Below are 2,649 nucleotides of genomic sequence, written 5' to 3'. Positions count from 1 at the left end.
AAGCTAAACTTGACAGTGAGAACCCCACGGGCTTGCCTGTGGGAGTAGTCAGAATACGAAAAGAAAAGGAATGAGTAAGATGTCATTTGAAAGACTTAATGAATTAAAAGCCTTATTAAATAAATATAACTATGAATATTATGTACAGGATACTCCTACTGTCAGTGACCAGGAATATGACCGTTTAATGGAAGAACTCATCCGTATTGAACAGGCCAATCCTGCTTGGATTACAACAGATTCTCCCAGCCAGAGAGTAGGAGGAGAGGTCTTAGAAGGGTTTAAGAAGGTGACGCATCAGCGTATGATGATGTCTCTTGGAGATATCTTTAATGAAGATGAAGTCTATACCTTCAATGATCGAGTTACAGATGTGATTCCTAATCCTGAATATATATGTGAACTGAAGCTGGATGGTTTATCTGTATCACTTGTATATCAGGATGGTGTATTACAATATGGTGCAACAAGAGGTAATGGAACAATCGGTGAAGATATCACCCATAACGTTAAGACTATTCGTTCTATCCCTTTGCATATTGAGTTTAATGGACCACTAGAAGTACGTGGTGAAATCATCATGCCTAAAAAGGCATTAGAAAGATTAAATGAAGAGCGTACTGAAGCAGGACTTCCTCTTTTTGCGAATTGTCGTAATGCAGCAGCAGGTAGTATTAGACAATTAGATAGTCGTATAGCGGCAAAAAGAGGACTGGATGCCTTCTTGTATCATGTACCAGAAGCATCACAACTTAATGCTTCAACACATTATGAATGCTTAGAAAAGATCAAGGCTCTTGGATTTAAGACAAATCCTTATACACGTAAATGCAAGAACATTAAAGAAGTATGGAACTATATTGAAGAAGTTACAAAACTTAGACCAACACTTCCATATGATATTGATGGTGTTGTTATTAAGGTTAATGATCTTAATTCACAAAGAAGACTTGGTTATACAGCTAAAGTACCTAAATGGGCGATTGCCTATAAGTTTCCAGCAGAAGAGGTTATTACGAAACTTAAAGATATTGTCTTTACAATTGGGCGTACAGGACAAATTACACCTAATGCAGTGCTAGAACCAGTACGTGTTGCAGGTTCACTCGTACAGCGTGCGACACTTCATAATGAAGACAATTGTATCCGTAAGGATATTCGTATTGGTGATGATGTTATTGTAAGAAAAGCAGGGGATGTTATTCCAGAAGTTGTTTCTTCTATTAAAGAAAGACGTACAGGTAATGAAATACCTTTTAAGATGATTACAGTATGTCCTAAATGTGGTTCACCACTTGTAAGAAAACCTAATGAAGCAGCTTATTATTGTATGAATGAAGAATGTGATTCAAAGAAGATTGAAAAGCTGATTCATTTTGCCAGCCGTGAAGCAATGAATATTGATGGACTCGGTGATAAGATCATCGAACAATTCTATAACTTAGGCTTTGTGACATGTATTGAAGATATATATCATTTGGATGTACATGAAAAAGAAATCATGGATATTGAAGGTTTTGGGAAGAAATCCATGGATAAGCTACTAGAGGCAATCGAGAATAGTAAAGCTAATTCTTTAGAAAAGCTCTTGTTTGGGCTTGGTATTAAGGGCATAGGAGCCAAGATGGCTGATACACTTGCATATCATTTTGGTTCTATGGATGCACTTCTTAATGCGAATTATGTACAATTAACAAGCATCAAGGATGTAGGGGATACAATTGCGTCTTCTCTTGCAGCATTTAAGCGTAATGAACGTAATCTAGAACTGATTGCACATTTGAAAGAATTAGGTTTAAATATGGATTATTTAAAGGTACGTGATACAGGTGATAATCCATTTAGAGATAAGACAGTCGTAATTACTGGGACACTTACACTTATGACAAGAAAGCAGATTAAAGACTATTTAACAAGTCAGGGTGCGAATGTCACAGGAAGTGTATCAAAGAAAACAGATTTAGTGATTGTTGGGGAAAATCCAGGATCTAAATATACAAAAGCAGTTGATCTTGGTATCTCCATCATGAACGAATCAGCATTTAAGGAGAAGATTATAAGTAACTGAATATATTGACTCTTGTGTTTGAATGTGTTTATATGCTCATAGAGGGAGTGTTAAAATGAACACATCAAATATCTCAAATTATAAACCAAAAGATTTTGCTTTATTAAAGAAACTTAAAAAACAACTTATTTGAGAACAGAGAAGTCTTTCTCGAAAGTATGAAAATCTAAAGAAAGGAGAGTTCGCTCAAAAAAGAAATATACAAAAATAAATGCTTAAGATACAGAAGTTTCATCGTAGAATTGACAATATTCGTACTGATTACATCAATAAGATAATCGCAGAGATAGTAAAAACCAAGCTATCTTATATAACGATTGAAGATCTAAACGTATCAGGAATGATGAAGAACAGGCATCTTTCAAAGGCAGTTGCTTCGCAGAAATTTTTGAATTTAAATCAAAACTTCTAGCTAAATGCAAAGAGAATGGAATTGAACTTCGAATTGTAGATAGATGGCACCCATCATCTAAAACATGTCATTGTTGTAAGAATATTAAAAAAGATTTAAAGCTTTTAGATAGACTTTTCAGATGTGACTGTGGCTATATCGAAGACAGAGATTTCAATGCTGCACTTAA

General features: G+C 35.0%; 3 protein-coding genes. All 3 read left to right on the top strand.

Annotation, left to right across the window (positions count from 1 at the left end; genetic code table 11):
* Nucleotides 1–79: 79 nt before the first annotated feature.
* On the top strand, nucleotides 80–2,068 hold the full coding sequence (ligA, locus tag ACT8VG_RS09800) for an NAD-dependent DNA ligase LigA (protein WP_444195753.1): 1,989 nt from the start codon (nucleotides 80–82) through the stop codon (nucleotides 2,066–2,068).
* A gap of 211 nt (nucleotides 2,069–2,279) precedes the next feature.
* A complete protein-coding gene (locus tag ACT8VG_RS09795) occupies nucleotides 2,280–2,480 on the top strand; it encodes a transposase (RefSeq protein WP_202981952.1) in 201 nt (66 codons plus the stop codon).
* A partial coding sequence (locus ACT8VG_RS09790) for a zinc ribbon domain-containing protein (RefSeq protein WP_444195754.1) occupies nucleotides 2,402–2,649 on the top strand: 248 nt, incomplete at its 3' end. The genes ACT8VG_RS09795 and ACT8VG_RS09790, both read left to right, overlap by 79 nt.

The sequence above is a fragment of the Catenibacterium sp. genome (assembly GCF_052354645.1).
In the GTDB taxonomy this organism is placed as follows: Bacteria; Bacillota_I; Bacilli_A; order Erysipelotrichales; family Coprobacillaceae; genus Catenibacterium; species Catenibacterium mitsuoka_A.
This window is presented reverse-complemented; position numbering and strand designations above follow the sequence as displayed.